The organism is Stappia sp. ICDLI1TA098 (assembly GCF_054880955.1).
This window is the reverse complement of sequence record NZ_JBTZBT010000001.1, coordinates 177,754-191,752: the sequence shown is the minus strand read 5'-3', so window position 1 is coordinate 191,752 and position 13,999 is coordinate 177,754. Positions and strand designations below refer to the sequence as shown.

The 13,999-nt window shown below is 68.1% G+C and carries 12 protein-coding genes; 7 read left to right on the top strand and 5 right to left on the bottom strand.

Annotated features, from left to right (window positions below; translation table 11 throughout):
- Nucleotides 1-39 precede the first annotated feature (39 nt).
- Nucleotides 40-1,950, top strand: coding sequence for a PhoX family protein (locus ACSLUQ_RS00795; protein WP_461807437.1), 1,911 nt, complete (start codon nt 40-42; stop codon nt 1,948-1,950).
- A gap of 322 nt (nt 1,951-2,272) precedes the next feature.
- On the top strand, nt 2,273-2,575 hold the full coding sequence (locus ACSLUQ_RS00790; protein ID WP_461807436.1) for a GNAT family N-acetyltransferase: 303 nt from the start codon (nt 2,273-2,275) through the stop codon (nt 2,573-2,575).
- A 17-nt stretch (nt 2,576-2,592) separates the two neighbouring features.
- On the opposite strand, the gene ACSLUQ_RS00785 is transcribed toward ACSLUQ_RS00790, so the two are convergent.
- From ACSLUQ_RS00785 to ACSLUQ_RS00770, 4 genes are read right to left on the bottom strand one after another with little or no spacing between them, the layout of a single operon-like run.
- Nucleotides 2,593-3,519: a metal ABC transporter permease gene (locus tag ACSLUQ_RS00785; RefSeq protein WP_461807435.1), complete on the bottom strand. Its 927-nt coding sequence runs from the start codon at nt 3,517-3,519 to the stop codon at nt 2,593-2,595.
- Nucleotides 3,516-4,472, bottom strand: a complete 957-nt coding sequence (locus ACSLUQ_RS00780) for a metal ABC transporter permease (protein WP_417773495.1) — start codon at nt 4,470-4,472, stop codon at nt 3,516-3,518. Before ACSLUQ_RS00780 ends, ACSLUQ_RS00785 begins: the two co-directional genes overlap by 4 nt.
- Nucleotides 4,469-5,317, bottom strand: coding sequence for a metal ABC transporter ATP-binding protein (locus ACSLUQ_RS00775; protein ID WP_461807434.1), 849 nt, complete (start codon nt 5,315-5,317; stop codon nt 4,469-4,471). Before ACSLUQ_RS00775 ends, ACSLUQ_RS00780 begins: the two co-directional genes overlap by 4 nt.
- A gap of 5 nt (nt 5,318-5,322) precedes the next feature.
- Complete coding sequence (locus ACSLUQ_RS00770) at nt 5,323-6,294, bottom strand: metal ABC transporter solute-binding protein, Zn/Mn family (RefSeq protein ID WP_461807433.1); 972 nt, start codon at nt 6,292-6,294, stop codon at nt 5,323-5,325.
- Between the two features lie 420 nt (nt 6,295-6,714).
- Here ACSLUQ_RS00770 and ACSLUQ_RS00765 point away from each other — a divergent pair, with 420 nt between their 5' ends.
- The 5 genes from ACSLUQ_RS00765 (at nt 6,715) to ACSLUQ_RS00745 (ending at nt 11,920) form a co-directional block, all read left to right on the top strand.
- Nucleotides 6,715-7,509, top strand: a complete 795-nt coding sequence (locus tag ACSLUQ_RS00765) for a DeoR/GlpR family DNA-binding transcription regulator (protein WP_417773492.1) — start codon at nt 6,715-6,717, stop codon at nt 7,507-7,509.
- Nucleotides 7,506-8,597: an ABC transporter ATP-binding protein gene (locus ACSLUQ_RS00760; RefSeq protein ID WP_417773491.1), complete on the top strand. Its 1,092-nt coding sequence runs from the start codon at nt 7,506-7,508 to the stop codon at nt 8,595-8,597. Before ACSLUQ_RS00765 ends, ACSLUQ_RS00760 begins: the two co-directional genes overlap by 4 nt.
- A gap of 149 nt (nt 8,598-8,746) precedes the next feature.
- The gene (locus tag ACSLUQ_RS00755) at nt 8,747-10,030 is read left to right on the top strand and encodes an ABC transporter substrate-binding protein (protein ID WP_417773490.1); all 1,284 of its coding nucleotides are present in this window, start codon (nt 8,747-8,749) and stop codon (nt 10,028-10,030) included.
- 124 nt (nt 10,031-10,154) lie between these two features.
- Nucleotides 10,155-11,066 (top strand): carbohydrate ABC transporter permease, encoded by a 912-nt coding sequence (locus ACSLUQ_RS00750; RefSeq protein ID WP_417773489.1) that lies wholly within the window; start codon nt 10,155-10,157, stop codon nt 11,064-11,066.
- The gene (locus ACSLUQ_RS00745) at nt 11,063-11,920 is read left to right on the top strand and encodes a carbohydrate ABC transporter permease (protein ID WP_417773488.1); all 858 of its coding nucleotides are present in this window, start codon (nt 11,063-11,065) and stop codon (nt 11,918-11,920) included. The genes ACSLUQ_RS00750 and ACSLUQ_RS00745 overlap by 4 nt, the downstream gene beginning before the upstream one ends.
- Nucleotides 11,921-12,021: 101 nt before the next feature.
- Here the strand turns inward: ACSLUQ_RS00745 and ACSLUQ_RS00740 are convergent, their stop codons facing one another.
- Nucleotides 12,022-13,995 (bottom strand): vWA domain-containing protein, encoded by a 1,974-nt coding sequence (locus ACSLUQ_RS00740; protein ID WP_417773487.1) that lies wholly within the window; start codon nt 13,993-13,995, stop codon nt 12,022-12,024.
- Nucleotides 13,996-13,999: the final 4 nt, after the last annotated feature.

Below are 13,999 nucleotides of genomic sequence, written 5' to 3'. Positions count from 1 at the left end.
CGATACGGCCCGCTTCCGGCCAGCGACAGGAGAGCCCGCATGGATCGCGACACTCAGCCCAGCATCGATTTCGAGGACTTTTCCTTCGACGCCTTTGACGAGGCGCGCGACCCGCGTCCCGAGACGACCGGCTTCGACCGGGTCGTGGAGGCCGCCATCTCCCGGCGCGGCCTGCTTGGCGTGCTCGCCTTCGGCTCCGGTGCCGCGGCCATGGGCGCTGGCATCACGACCCTCGGGTCGTTGCTGTCGTCCACCTCGGCGCAGGCCGCTACCGCGCGCTTCACCTTCACGGCCGTCCCGATCGCCACCGACGCCACCGTCCATGTGCCGGACGGCTACACCTGGAAGGCTCTGGCGCGCTGGGGCGATCCGCTGTTCTCGAACGCGGTCGCCTTCGACCACGCAACGGGCGGCGACGCGGCAACCGCCGACCGGGTGTTCGGCGAGAACACCGACGGCATGGAGTTCTACGTCGTTGGCGAACGTCAGGTCATCGCGGTCAACCACGAGTACGTGAACCCCAAGCTCAACCTGCCGAACAACGACGGCGGCAAGGTCGCCTCGGCCGAGGATGTCGCCAAGCTGCAGAAGCTTCAGGGCGTTACCGTGATGGAGATCGCGGAAGGCGACGACGGCTGGAAGATCGTCGTCGACAGCCCGCTCAACCGCCGCATCACCCACCTCACCGAGATGCGCCTTTCCGGCCCGGCCGCCGGTCATGACCTGCTCAAGACAGAGGCTGATCCGACGGGAACCGCCTCGCTCGGCACCTTCAACAATTGCGGCGCCGGCAAGACCCCCTGGGGCACCTACCTGACGTGCGAGGAGAACTTCAACGGCTACTTCGGCTCGACCGACGCCGCCTTCGCCCTGCCGCAGGATTACAAGCGCTACGGCATCGCCGCGGAAAGCGTCTACGGCTACGAGAAGTTCGATCCGCGCTTCGACGTCTCGAAGAACCCCAACGAGCCGCACCGCGCCGGCTACGTCGTCGAGATCGACCCTTCCGACCCGGCCTCCACGCCGGTCAAACGCACCGCGCTCGGCCGGTTCAAGCACGAGAACGCCGAGGTCGTGGTGACCCGGGAGGGCCGCGTCGTGGTCTATCTCGGCGATGACGAGCGCGGCGAGTTTCTCTACCGCTTCGTCTCGGCCGGGCTCTACGCACCGGGAGCCGACACCTCGAAGCTGCTCGACGAGGGCACGCTCCATGTCGCAAGGTTCAACGAGGACGGCACCGGCCAGTGGCTGGCGCTGACGCCCGAGACCACCGGCATGCCGGCGCCCGAGATCGCCATCTTCACGCGCATGGCGGCCTCCAAGGTCGGGGCCACCACAATGGACCGGCCTGAATGGGTCGCGGTCAATCCGGTCTCCGTCGAGGCCTATTGCGCGCTCACCAACAACAAGAACCGTGGCGTCAAGCCGAACGCCGGCGGCGACGAGACCCCGGTCGGCGGCCCGAACCCGCGCGAGAAGAACAAGTACGGCCAGATCGTACGCTGGTATCCGAAAAACGAGAACCACGCCGACGACGCCTTCACCTGGGACCTCTTCGTCATGGCCGGCAATCCGACGGTGCATTCCGATGCCTATGCCGGCTCGGCGAACGTCAACGAGGGCAACCTGTTCAACTCGCCCGACGGCATGGCCTTCGACACCACCGGCCTGCTGTGGATCCAGACCGACGGCGAGGACGACAACGAGGGCGACTTCGCCGGAAACGGCAACAACCAGATGCTCGCCGGCGATCCGGTGACGGGCCGCATCGAACGCTTTCTGACCGGGCCCTTCGGCTCCGAGATCACCGGGCTGTGCTGGTCGGCGGACCTGCGGACCATGTTCGTCGGCATCCAGCATCCCAGGTCGCCGTTCCCCGATGGCGAGGACACACTCGGCCGCTCGACCCTGATCGCGATCAAGCGCGACGACAACACGCCCGTCGGCTGACCCGCCGACGACACGGAAAACAGGCTTCCCCGCGAAGGGCGCGCCGGTCCGCCGGCGCGCCCCATTGTTTTGCGCCGGAGGCGGCATTTCCGGCAATTCCGCTGCAGGATTTCGAAAAAATATCACGCGCCAAGGCAAGATTGCACGCCTTGGCCGGCGGATGACCGCTCGGCCACGGCCGGCCTTCATTGTTCGGAAATTCGAAACACATAGATATCCAGACACGCAATTGTTCGCCGCTACGACCTGCGCCATAGTGGCCAGCACAAGCGGAGACGGCGGCGCGAAGTGCGCTGTCCCCATCCCCGAGGAGGACAGCAACATGGGCACTGAGGACATCACCATCACCCGCGAGGCGACCGACAGCCGGGGACGCTATGTCGCCCGTATCGCCGGCCACGCCGAGACGGCGGAGCTGACCTTCTCCATCGCCAGCCCGGCGCTTGTCATCGCCGATCACACCGGCGTGCCGGATGCCTTCCGCGGCATGGGCGTGGGATTGGCGCTGGTCGAGCGGCTGGTCGCCGATGCCCGCGCGAACGGCTTCAAGGTGATGCCGCTCTGCCCCTTCGTGAACGCCCAGCGCAAGCGTCATCCGGAGTGGGCGGACGCCTTCTCCGCCTGATCCCGGCTAGCGCGCGCTCAGTCGGCCGCCGGGGCCCCGATGCGCCGGCGATGCGGCGCGAAGAGCGCGCAGAGCCCAAGCACAAGGCCGGAGACGACGGCGATCATGCCGGCCGCCGACACCGAGGCCGAAAGGCCGAGCCACGACGGGCCATAGCCGGCGAGCACATAGCCCGCCACGGCTGAAAGGCTGGCGAAGGCGAGGCTCCAGAGCACCTGGTGCTCGAGCCGCTCGGTCATCAGCCGGGCGGCGGCGGGCGGGCAGATGAACATCGCGATGACGATGATCGAGCCGACCGCGTCGAAGGCGGCGACCGCCGCGATGGCCGCCGCCGAGACCAGGCCGAGACCGATGGCACGCACCGGCAGGCCCAGCGTCGCGGCGAAGCCCTCGTCGAAGGTCGAGAGCTTGAGCGGGCGCCAGAAGGCCAGCGTCAGAACGCCGATGGCAAGGGCGACGAGCGCGATGCGGGCAAGCTCCGGCGGCAGGCCGGCGAGCGCCTGCGGATCGAGAAGCGAGCCCCAGCCTTCGGCGTCGAACCAGATCAGGCTTTCAAGATTGCCCATCAGCGCGTGCTCCACGTCGAGGTGCACCGAACTGGTGTCGGTGCGTTCGAGCACGAGAACGCCGGCGGCGAACATGCCGGTGAAGACGACACCCATGGCCGCCCCGGGCTCGATCCGCCCGAGCCGCTTCACCGCCTCGATCAGCCCGACGGCGACAAGCGCGGCAGCCCCCGCGCCGAAGAGCATCGGCAGGCTCGAGGTCGAGCCGGTGAGCAGGAAGCCGGCGACGATGCCCGGCAGCACCACATGGCTGATGGCGTCGCCCACCAGCGCCTGGCGGCGCAGCACCAGGAAGTTGCCCGGCAGCGCGCAGGCGATCGCCGAGAGCACGCCGATGAGGATCGGCACCAGCGAGAGCTGGACGAATTCGGCATTCATGTCGGTCTCCTGCCTGCCAGTTGCGCCCGCAACCGCTGCCGGGCAAGGGCGGCGGCGATCACGCCCCGCCGGGGTGCGGCGACGAGCGACACACAGAAGAGCGCGATGGCGACGAGCACGATGATCGGCCCTGTCGGAAGGTCGGGCGCGGAAGCCGAGAGCGCTGCCCCGACGAAGCCGGAGGCCCCGCCGAAGGCCGCTGCCAGCAGCGCCACATGCCCGACCCGGTCGCTCCAGAATCGCGCCGCCACAGCCGGCACGATGAGCAGCGCGACGACAAGCACGAGGCCGACAATCTTGAGCCCGACCACGGTGACGGCCAGCACCAGCCCCATCAACGCCCGGTCGACGAGGGCGACGGGCACGCCCGACGACAGCGCGAAGCCGGGATCGAAGGCAACAAGGGTCAAGGGCCGGCGCAGCATCAACACGCCGAGCACGACGAGTACACCGCCGCCGGCGATGGTCAGCGCGTCGGCGTAGAGCATGCCGGCGGTGGAGCCGAGCAGGAAGCTCTCGAGCCCCGCCTGGCGCCCCGCGGACAACGTCTGGATGACGGTGAGCAACACCACGCCAAGGCCGAAGAAGACCGAGAGCACCGCGCCGATGGCCGCATCCTCGGCAAGCCGCGTGCGCCGCGTGATCCAGTCGATGGCGAGAAGCCCGATGGCGGCCGAGACGGCGGATCCGGCAAGCAGGCCGGCAAGCGCGCGCCCGTCTAGGCCGAGGCTGACCATGACGAGAAAGGCAATGCAGACCCCCGGCAGCGTCGCATGGGCCAGCCCGTCGCTGACGAGGGCGCGCTTGCGCAGGACAAGGAAGGTGCCGCAGGCGCCGGCGGCAAGCCCCAGCAACCCGGCACCGACCGCGACCAGGGAGGCATTGTAGCCGGCGCTGAAGGTCAGTGCCGCGCCAAGCGCCTCGGGAAAGGAGAGACCACCTGCATCCGTCATCGACGCGGCACCCCGAGCTGGGCGACATGAGAGGCGGAAAGCTTGCCGCCATAGGTTGCCTGAAGCGCCTCCTCGGTGAAGGCCTCGGCAAGCGTGCCCTCGGCGATGCGCCGCCCGTTGATCAGAAGGACCCGGTCGAAATAATCGGCCACGGTGGCCAGGTCATGATGAACGCAGACCACCGCCCGGCCCTCCGCCTTCAGCGACTTGAGCACATCGATGATGGCGCGTTCGGTCGCCGCGTCGACGCCGGCGAAGGGTTCGTCAAGAAGATAGAGGTCGGCGCCCTGCGCCAGCGCGCGGGCCAGGAACACCCGCTGTTGCTGGCCGCCGGAAAGCTGCCCGATCTGGCGCCCGGCGAAATTCGCCATGCCGACACGGGCCAGGCAGGCGCGCGCCGTCTCCCGGTGGCGGGCGCGCACCAGTCCGAAGAGCCCGAGCTGGCCATAAAGGCCCATCAGCACCACGTCGATGACACGGGCCGGGAAATCCCAGTCCACGGAGGCGCGCTGCGGCACATAGGCGATGCGCCGATGCGCCCTTGCCATCGGCGCGCCGAACACCGCGATCTCGCCCGCGACCTTCGGCACGATTCCAAGGGCCGCCTTGATCAGCGTCGACTTGCCCGCCCCGTTCGGCCCGACGATGGCCGAAAGACGGGCGGCGGGAAATCCGGCATCGACATCGAGCAGCGCCGGCTTGCCGCCATAGGTAACGGTGAGGCTACGGATGGCGAGCGCCGCCGGGCCCTCGACCCCAGGCGCCGCCTCGCGCGCCGGAACGGCGGACAGCGCGAGCGACGGGCCGCCGGTCGCGACGTCGCCGGGAAGGTGGGGAGCACGCATCGGCCTCACGTCCCCGACCGCAGGCGGCCGTCCATGCCGCCCGAGGGAACATCGCCGCCAAGCGCGCCGGAAATCGTCGTCGCATTGTGGTCGATCATGCCCGGATAGGTGCCCTCGTAGCTGCCGGGCTCGCCCATCGCGTCGGAGAACAGTTCGCCGCCGATGGAGACCGTGTGGCCCCTTGCCGCCGCCCCCTCGATGAGGGCGCGCATGCTGCGGTCGGAGACGGAGGATTCCACGAAGACCGCGCCGATGCGCCGCTCGACGAGCGTGTCGACCAGCTCGGCGATGCGCTGCAGTCCCGCCTCGCTCTGGGTCGAGATGCCCTGAATGCCCATCACCTCGAAACCGAAGGCGCGACCGTAGTAGGAAAAGGCGTCATGGGCGGTAACGAGAACCCGGGCGTTCTCGGGAACCGATGCCGACACCCGCTCCGCATAGCCGGAAAGCCGCGCCAGCTCGGCGAGATAGACATCCGCGTTGGCGACGAAGGCAGCCCCGGCTTCAGGGCGCGCGGCGACGAGCGCGTCGCGGACGTTGACAACCACCTTCGACCACAGCCGGGGATCCATCCAGACGTGCGGGTCGAACCGGTCGGCGTGGCCGTGGCTGATCAGGTCGGCGCGCGGCAGGCTCTCGGCCACCGCGACCACGGGCTTGCGCTTCGCCAGCCCCTGCAGGAAGTCCTCCATCTGGGCTTCCAGATAGAGCCCGTGCCAGAGCACCAGATCGGCCCTGACCATGGCGGCGATGTCGCTGCGGGTCTGGCGGTAGCCGTGCGGATCGACGCCCGGCCCCATCAGGGCGTGGACCTCGACCTCATCGCCACCGATGGCACGCGCGGCATCGGCGATCATGCCGGTGGTGGCGACGACGGCAAGCCTCTCGGCGGGTTGCGCAGAGGCGGCGACGCCAGCGGCGGACCAGCCGCCAAGCAGCGCGAGAGACATCAGGCAAATGCGGGCGAGGAATGTCATGGGATCCTTTCTTGCGGAAAGCCACAGGCTCGCGGAAAGCGTCGGGCCGATCATCATGAAAATGATTATGCGAACCATTTGCAAGAGTCAACTCAGTTGCAACTAATTCGCAAAAACACACCCCAGACCCCGCTGCTGACACGAAAGCGGTATGAAGAACCGCAGTCACGCCTCTTAGTCCCCCGTAATTTTTCACAGGAACAGAGCTTGTCGCGGCCGTAGGAAGTTCAGGTCATGAGATTGAAATATCTAGGCAACCTGCCCTGCCGACCACCTCCGAATGAGGGCAAGGCACCCTCTGTCCGATCCCCGGAGGCGCGGTCTCGCCGTCATCTAATGTTCATATGAACGTAATTCTGTGTTCATATGAACCAAACATAAGACATGCCATCGGACCCGGCGGGAGGAACGCGCAAGCCAATGGCAGGCCAGCTCGACATAACTGCGCGTCAGCAGGAGATCTCGGATCTCGTGCGCTCGGATGGCTTCGCCTCGGTGGAAGCCCTCGCCGACCGCTTTGCCGTGACGACGCAGACCATTCGCCGCGACCTGGCGCGCCTGTGCGAGCATGGCATCCTGCGCCGGACCCATGGCGGCGTCGAGCCGCCGGCCGCCTCCGGCAACATCGACTATGCCCGCCGACAGATCCTGAACCTGCCGCAAAAACGCGCCATCGCCGATGCCGTGGCCACCCATGTGCCCGACGGCGCCGCGCTCGCCTTCTCCATCGGCACAACGCCGGAGATCGTCATGCAGGCGCTGGCCCGTCATGCCCGGCTCAGGATCTTCACCAACAACCTGCATGTGGCCTTCACCGCCTCGCAGAACGCCGATTTCGAGGTCACCATCGCCGGCGGACGGCTGCGCCACGGCGACCGCGATACACTGGGCGCCGACACCGAGCGGTTCTTCTCCGCCTACAAGGTCGACATCGGCATCTTTGGCGTCGCCGGCGTCGACGCGGACGGGACTCTGCTCGACTTCCACGAGGAGGAAGTCGCCGCGCGCCAGGCTATTCTCGCCAATTGCCGGCAGGCCTTTCTCGTGCTCGACACCACCAAGTTCGGCCGCCCGGCGCATGTGCGCGGCGGTCATATCACAGACGTCGCAGCGGTTTTCTGCGACACGGCGCTGCCACACCCGATCACCGACAGGCTGGACGCAGCCGGTTGCCGGGTCGTGGTCTGCGACCACACCGAGGAGGAGCGGCAATGACCGCAACTGACACCGGTTTCCACGCCCACGGGCAGGAGATCAGGCTCGAGAACGTTTCCAAGATCTGGGGCGACCACCGGGCCGTCGACAACCTGTCGATCGAGATCCCGGCGGGGACCTTCACCGTGCTGCTCGGCCCCTCGGGCTGCGGCAAGTCGACGACGCTGCGCATGATCGCCGGCCTGGAGACGGCCGACGAAGGCGCCATCACCATCGGCGGGCGCGACGTGACGCATCTGCCGGCCTCCGAGCGCGAGCTCGCCATGGTGTTCCAGTCCTACGCCCTGTTCCCGCATCTGGATGTCGGCGAGAACATCGTCTTCGGCCTCAAGGTGCGCGGCATGGGCAAGGCGGAGCGCGACGAGCGCCTGTCGCGCGTCGCCGATCTGCTCGGCCTCTCCGCCCTGCTCGAGCGCAAGCCCGGCCAGCTTTCCGGCGGCCAGCAGCAGCGCGTCGCGCTCGGCCGCGCGATCATCGCCGAGCGTCCGGTCTGCCTGATGGACGAGCCGCTGTCCAACCTCGACGCCAAGCTGCGCCACGAGATGCGGGTCGAGATCCGCGCGCTGCAGCGCAAGCTCGGCTTCACCATGGTCTATGTCACCCACGACCAGGTCGAAGCGATCACCATGGCCGACCAGGTGGTGCTTCTGAACGGCGGCCACGTCGAGCAGGCAAGCGATCCGCGCACCCTCTACAGCCGGCCGGCGACCCCCTTCGCCGCCCGCTTCATTGGCGTGCCGCCGATGAACGTGATCGATGCGGCCGCGCTGGTGCCATCGCTCGCCGATCGCGGCGCGCCGCTGTCCACCATGAAGATCGGCCTGCGGCCGGAAGCCATCGCCCCGGCCTCCGACGGGCCGCTCGCCGCGCGCATCACCAGCGTCGAATATCTCGGCGCCGACGCGCTGGTCGATTGCGAGATCAACGGCGCGGCGCTTGTCATGCGGGTGAACGGCCAGCGTGATCTGGTGCCGGGAGAGGACATCCGCCTCGGCTTCGACCTCGACGACCTACACGTCTTCGACGGCAACGACGGCCACCGCCGCGACGATCTGATCAAGGACACCGGTCCGCTGCTGCGGACCTGAGGGAAACGCCCGGCACAGGGCGTGACAATCCGGCCGCGACATGCGCGGGCGGCAAACGACAGACCTCCCGCCGATCCGGGCGGGGGTGACCGACACCGGGCCTCCCGGCCGCGCAGGGCGCGGGCGGCCGATAGCAGGAAGGTAGCACCATGTTGAAGACGACGCTTCTGAAGGCCGCCACCGCAGCGGCCCTCACGCTCGGAACCTGGGCCTCCGCCCAGGCCGTCGAGCTGCAATTCTACTTCCCCGTGGCCGTCGGCGGCACCGCCGCCGAGACGATCCAGTCGCTCACCGACGACTATGTCGCCGCGAACCCGGATGTGAAGATCGACGCGGTCTATTCCGGCTCGTATCAGGACACGATCGCCAAGGTGATCACCGCCTCGCGCGGCGGCACCCCGCCGCAGCTTTCCGTGGCGCTGTCGGCCGACATGTTCACCCTGATCGACGAGGACCTGATCGTCCCCTTCGACGACTACATCAAGACCGACGCCGACAAGGCGTGGCTGAACGGCTTCTTCCCCGCGTTCATGGAAAACAGCCAGACCGGCGGCAAGACCTACGGCATCCCGTTCCAGCGCTCGACCCCGGTCATGTACTGGAACAAGGAAGCCTTCAAGGAAGCCGGCCTTGACCCGGAGACGCCGCCGGCGACCTGGGAAGAGCTGGTCGACTTCGGCAAGAAGCTGACCAAGAAGGACGCCAACGGCAACGTCACCCAGTGGGGCGTGCGCATCCCGAGCTCGGGCTTCCCCTACTGGCTGTTCCAGGGCCTGACCACCGAGAATGACGTCATCCTGGCCAACAGCGACGGCAACAAGACCAACTTCGACGACCCCAAGGTGGTCGAGGCGCTGCAGTATCTCGTCGACCTCTCCACCAAGTACGGCGTCATGGAGCCGGGCATCGTCGAGTGGGGCGCGACCCCCAAGGCCTTCTTCGAGCGCCAGGCGGCGATCGTCTGGACGACGACCGGTAACCTGACCAACATGCGCACCAACGCGCCGTTCGAGTTCGGCGTCGCCATGCTGCCGAAGCACGTCCGCCGCGGCGCGCCGACCGGCGGCGGCAACTTCTACCTCTTCAAGGGCGCCTCCGACGAGCAGCTCGCCGCAGCGGCCGAGTTCGTGAAGTGGATCACCGCCCCCGAGCAGGCCGCCAAGTGGACCATGGCCACCGGCTATGTCGCGCCGCGCCCGGACGCCTGGGAGACGGACACGATGAAGGCCTATGCCGCCGACTTCCCGGTGGTGACGGTCGCCCGCGACCAGCTCGAGTTCGCCGTCGCCGAGCTGTCCACCTACCAGAACCAGCGCATCACCGGCATCTTCAACGATGCGCTCGCCGCCGCCATCACCGGCCAGCAGGACGCGGCCGCGGCGCTGAAGGAAGCCCAGGAAAAGGCCGACGCGATCCTCGCCGAGTATCGCTGAGCCGCAAGGCCCTTCCCGACAGACATGGGAGACGGCGGAATTCCGCCGTCTCCCGAACCCTTTTGCGGCCCAAGGCGCGGACCGCAGGACAACGACAAACAGACCCCGGGACGAGAGACGAACGATGAGCGACCAACGCAAGAAGCGCCTTGCCGCGCTGACCGGAAGCCGGGAATGGATCCATGCCTGGCTGCTGCTTCTGCCGGCGCTCGTCTTCCTCTTCGCCTTCACGCATATTCCCGCCGTGACGACGATCTGGGCGAGCTTCTTTTCCACCCCGCGCGGCCGCCGCCCGGCCCGCTTCGTCGGCCTCGACAACTACGAGCGGATGATCGCCGACCCGGACTTCTGGAAGGTGCTGGTCAACAACGCCTGGTTCGCGCTCGGCACCATCCCCGTCTCGATCGCGCTGGCCATCGTCATGGCGGTGTGGGTGAACGACAAGCTCTCGGGCCGCGCCTTCGTGCGCATGGCCTATTTCACCCCGACCGTGCTGCCGCTGATCGCGGTGGCCAACATCTGGCTGTTCTTCTACACTCCCGGCTTCGGCCTCATCGACCAGGTCACCGGCTCGCTGTTCGGCTGGCCCCACACCAACTGGCTCGGCGACCCGGCGACCGCGCTCAACGCGGTGATGGTGGTGACGATCTGGAAGGAGGCCGGCTTCTTCATGATCTTCTATCTCGCCGCCCTCCAGTCGATCCCGCCCTCGCTGATCGAGGCGGCGAAGATCGAGGGCGCGGGGCGCTTCACCATTTTCTTCCGCATCACCTTCCCGCTGATGATGCCGACCACCCTGTTCGTCTCGGTCAACGCCGTGATCAACTCCTTCCGCCTGGTCGACCACATCTTCATCCTGACCAACGGCGGCCCGGATCACGCCTCCTCCCTGCTGCTGTTCTACATCTACGAGACGGCCTTCAAGTTCTGGGAAACCGCCTATGGCGCCGCCCTGACCGTCGCCCTGCTCGCCATCCTCTGCACCATCGCCATCGGCCAGGTGTTCTTCTTCGACCGCAAGGTGCACTACAAATGACCGCCCGAGCCGCAACACCGGCCGCCCGGCCGCGCCGCCGCCGGAGCTTCAGCTTCGACAAGGCCCTCAACACCTTCGCCGCCTGGCTGCTGGCCATCCTGTGGATCCTGCCGCTCGCCTATGCGATCTGGACGGCGATCCACCCCTCCGCCTACGAAGCCCGGCTCGACCTGTTCGCCCCGCTCACCTTCGAGAACTTCGAGAAAGCCTGGGCGGCCGCGCCCTTCGCGCGCTACTTTCTCAACACCTTCATGCTGGTGACGCTGATCCTGGCCGGCCAGTTCTTCCTGTGCACGCTCGCCGCCTATGCCTTCGCGCGCTACCGCTTCCCCGGCCGCTCGATCCTCTTCGCGGTGGTGCTGCTGCAGCTCCTGGTCATGCCCGACATCCTCATCGTCGAGAACTACAAGGCGATGCGGCTGCTCGATCTGGTCGACACGATCCCCGCCATCGCCCTGCCCTATATCGCATCGGGCTTCGGCATCTTCCTGTTGCGCCAGACCTTCCTCACCGTGCCGCGCGAACTCGACGAGGCCGCCCGCATCGAGGGTGCGGGCGCGTTGAGCGTCCTGTGGCGGGTCTATATCCCGCTCGCCAAGCCGACCTATCTCGCCTATGGCCTCGTCTCCGTCAGCCACCACTGGAACAACTTCCTGTGGCCGCTGATCGTCACCAACTCGGAGGAGACGCGCCCGGTCACCGTCGGCCTCAGCGTCTTCTCGGCCATCGATTCCGGTGTCGAATGGTCGGTCATCAACGCCGCGACGCTGATGACCTCCGGCCCGCTGCTGATCGCCTTCCTGCTGTTCCAGCGCCAGTTCGTCCAGAGCTTCATGCGCGCCGGCATCAAGTAGACGGACGCGCAACTCCGCCGCCGCCGAACGTAGAAACGCCCCGCCCGGTCTCCCGGGCGGGGCGTTTCGGTCTTGTGCTCATGCCGCCGGGGCGGCCGGCCTCACTTGACGGTGACCGGCACCGCGACAAGCACGCGCGGCTCGCGGGTGGCAATGACGAAGCGCAGTTCGTAGCTGCCCGGCTCACTCGGCGCGGTCAGCTCGACCTTGCCGTCGCGGATGCTGTCCGCCCCCGTCCACGCGCCCCCGACATAGGCCGCCGGTCCCTCGCCCGGGCGGGCGAAGCCAACCCAGTTCGAGCCGTCCATGGGACCCTCCGCCGTCGCCGTGAAGGTCTGGCCGGCGGCAATCTCGCCCGGGGCCTCGAGGCGGACCTGCGCGTCGCGCACGGTGACCGGCACGGAGGCAAGAACCTTGGTCCCCTCCTTCGCGGAAAGCACGTAGCGCAGTTCGTAGTCGCCCGGTTCGGAGGGAACCGGCAGGCTGACGCTGGACCCCTCCGGCGTCGACCAGCCAAGGTATTCGCCTGCCGGCGCACCGGTGCGCGCGAAACCGACCCAGTCGCTGGCCCCGCCCGGTCCCGTCCAGGCGACATCAACGCGGGTGCCGGCAAGCGGTGTCCCGTTCATGGTCACGCTGGCGGAGGTCGCCACCACCTTGAAGGGCGTGCGCGCCATCACCTGGCCGTCGTTGCCGCTGACATAGACGGCATCGTAGTCGCCGGGCTCCATCGGCGCCTGCAACTGCTGGCTCGCCCCGTCACGGGTGTCGATGTAGCGCCCGGCATACTCCCTGGCAGCGCCGCCCGAGGGCACAAAGGCAATGTAGTCGCCCTCCCCGCCCGGCCCGCGCCAGCTCACCGAGGCCTGCGTGCCGGCACCGACCTCGGCGGTGACCTCCACGGCGACATCGGCGGGCGTAACCTCGATCCCGGCGCTGGCGAGCACCCGGTCGCCACCCTTCGACCAGACATAGACGACCGCATAGGTGCCGGGCTCCGAAGGCAGCCGCATCGGCAGCGGGTTGCCGTCGCGCGTGTTCTCCCAGAGATCCGTCTCAAGGCGCTTGCCGTTGCGATCGACGATGCGCAGATAGTCGCCGTCTTCCATCGGACCGGTGAAGGCGACAGAAATCGTCGACGACGCCGGCGCGTGGGTCGCCTGCGGCATGACGCTTGCCGGCGGCACCTCGGAGGCGAGTTTAACCACCGCCGAGCCGCCCTTTTCCGTCACGACGAGGTCCGCCCCGCCGGCGCGCTCGGCGGAAACGGCCGAAACCGTATAGCGGCCGGGTTCGAGGTCGATCTCGACGGCGGCCCCGGTGAGCGAGGCGACGACGGTCTCGTCGTCGGCGCGCGAGACCGTCCACTCGACCGCGCCGGCGACCGGACGACCGCTTTCCGCCTCGACGGCCGACAGCGACGCGGGAAAGGCCGCGGGCTCCTCGACGCGGGCCGAAGTCGAGGTCTTCAGCGCCTCGGACAGCTCGCCGGCGTTGCGGGCGTTGAAGTAGCGCCCGCCGGTCGCAGAGGCGATGCAGGCGATCTTCGCCTGATCGGCGCGCGAGGCGATGTCGAACCCGATGACATGGGCGGTGAAGTCGATGCCCGAGGCGGCAAGCTCGCGGGCAAGCGCACAGGGATCGCCGCCGCAGGTCTCGATGCCATCGGACAGCAGGACAAGGCGGGCAGGCCGGTCGCTGGCGTTCAGCGTGTCCACCGCCTGGCGCAGAGCCTCGGTGATCGGCGTCTTGCCGCGCGGCTTCATCTCCGCGACGGCGCGGGTCAGCGCGTCCCGGTCGAGCGGCGTGATCGGCGCGACGAGCTCGACGTCGCCGCAATCGCCCTTGCGGCGGTGTCCGTAGGCCATCAGGCCGGTCGGCGCGCCGTCCGGCAGCGACGCGACGAGACCCTCAAGCGCCTCGCGGGCGATCTCGACCTTGGCCACGCCCTCGATCTGGCCCCACATGGAATTGGACATGTCGATGACAAGCAGGGTGTCGGCGTCGGCCTCCTGCGCCCGTGCGGCGTCGCCCGCGGCAAGCCCGGCGACAAGGAGCGTCGCGGCAAGCGCCAAGTGA

Excerpts from the sequence above, each read along its gene's own strand:
- ACSLUQ_RS00795 (WP_461807437.1), top strand. The coding sequence starts at position 40 with ATGGATCGCGACACTCAGCCCAGCATCGATTTCGAGGACTTTTCCTTC.
- ACSLUQ_RS00790 (WP_461807436.1), top strand. The coding sequence starts at position 2,273 with ATGGGCACTGAGGACATCACCATCACCCGCGAGGCGACCGACAGCCGG.
- ACSLUQ_RS00785 (WP_461807435.1), bottom strand. The coding sequence starts at position 3,519 with ATGAATGCCGAATTCGTCCAGCTCTCGCTGGTGCCGATCCTCATCGGC.
- ACSLUQ_RS00780 (WP_417773495.1), bottom strand. The coding sequence starts at position 4,472 with ATGACGGATGCAGGTGGTCTCTCCTTTCCCGAGGCGCTTGGCGCGGCA.
- ACSLUQ_RS00775 (WP_461807434.1), bottom strand. The coding sequence starts at position 5,317 with ATGCGTGCTCCCCACCTTCCCGGCGACGTCGCGACCGGCGGCCCGTCG.
- ACSLUQ_RS00770 (WP_461807433.1), bottom strand. The coding sequence starts at position 6,294 with ATGACATTCCTCGCCCGCATTTGCCTGATGTCTCTCGCGCTGCTTGGC.
- ACSLUQ_RS00765 (WP_417773492.1), top strand. The coding sequence starts at position 6,715 with ATGGCAGGCCAGCTCGACATAACTGCGCGTCAGCAGGAGATCTCGGAT.
- ACSLUQ_RS00760 (WP_417773491.1), top strand. The coding sequence starts at position 7,506 with ATGACCGCAACTGACACCGGTTTCCACGCCCACGGGCAGGAGATCAGG.
- ACSLUQ_RS00755 (WP_417773490.1), top strand. The coding sequence starts at position 8,747 with ATGTTGAAGACGACGCTTCTGAAGGCCGCCACCGCAGCGGCCCTCACG.
- ACSLUQ_RS00750 (WP_417773489.1), top strand. The coding sequence starts at position 10,155 with ATGAGCGACCAACGCAAGAAGCGCCTTGCCGCGCTGACCGGAAGCCGG.
- ACSLUQ_RS00745 (WP_417773488.1), top strand. The coding sequence starts at position 11,063 with ATGACCGCCCGAGCCGCAACACCGGCCGCCCGGCCGCGCCGCCGCCGG.